1 protein-coding gene is annotated in these 1,114 nt (G+C 58.1%); it reads right to left on the bottom strand.

Features of this window, described 5'->3' with window-relative positions:
* Window positions 1-853, bottom strand: an 853-nt coding sequence (locus B5X82_RS26145) for a DUF4158 domain-containing protein (protein WP_139385185.1), incomplete at its 3' end; no start/stop codon positions are given.
* Window positions 854-1,114: the final 261 nt, after the last annotated feature.

Raw genomic sequence — 1,114 nt, 5'->3', positions numbered from 1 at the left:
GAACGGTTTCGATCAGCAGGTCGATCATCGCGTCAGTGAGTTGCGCCTCCCGCGACATTAGATAAATCGCATAAAGGCCGAGCTGTCGCGCCGGCGCATGCCGGCGCATCTCCGAGGCCTTTTCACCGGCAACGCGGCGAACAATCTGATCGACCCATGGCTTGCCCGTAGCCGTCAGGAGATCATGGGGAAGATCAAGTCTCTGGATAAAGGCGAGTTTCTCGGTCACGTCGAGAATGTTGTCGAGCGTTGCCTGTCCGGCGTCACCCTTCATCCTGTTGAATCCGGTCGAGCTGTCCGGATCGGCAAGCGAGGCTTCCAATAACGCCACCGCATCTGACGAAAGCCGATCACTGGCTCCGATCAGCCAGGTGTCCAGATAATCTTGCCGTTGTGAGCGAACGACACGTTCAAGCTCCTTGCGCGACGGCCCATAAATACGCCGGTCCCGGCACCACAGGAAAACATGCTCAAGCATGGCATTGATCGACTGGCCGCCCGGGCACAGCTCGCCAGCAATCCATTCCGTCAATTGCGCGCGATCCACCCGCTTCATGCGGTGATATCCAAGATGGATCAGGATCTCCGCACAATGCCGTCGTGCTGTCCGACTGGAAAAGTCATAACCGGCTATCTCGCCAGCCTCGACACCGAGTTGCTCGGCCAGATACGAGAGGCCATCGGTAGGGATTGAGCCGGGATCGATCGCGAAAAACCCCAGGGAAGCGAAGAATTTCAGCTGCGCGGCGAGGCCAAGGCGCGTCAGGGCCGGCTTCGAATTTACAAAATCAATATCGGCAAAGCTCAGGCTCCATCGTCCGATCAAATCCCCGCCCGGAATACTCCGATCCATCAACCCACTCCCTATGATGGAGCGAACTGTCCTCTTCTATGATTTCCATCGTCAATACCGAATGCCACGTTCCCAAAACGTTCTCCGACTTGGCCAAAATCGCAGCTTGGGGCCGACTGGGCCTTTCTAACAAAAAGCGTGCCGGCGAAGCCGGCTCATCATGGGGATGCCGGGTGGGAGGATCGCTAAAGCGATCCGGGGCGGCCGAAGGCCGCGAGCCGGCGGGGCGAAGCCCCAAGAGGCGGTGTTTTTCTTCTTTCT

The organism is Rhizorhabdus histidinilytica (assembly GCF_900167915.1).
Taxonomy (GTDB): domain Bacteria; phylum Pseudomonadota; class Alphaproteobacteria; order Sphingomonadales; family Sphingomonadaceae; genus Rhizorhabdus; species Rhizorhabdus histidinilytica.
The sequence above is the reverse complement of the archived record's forward strand: the minus strand, read 5'-3'. Positions and strand labels throughout refer to the sequence as shown.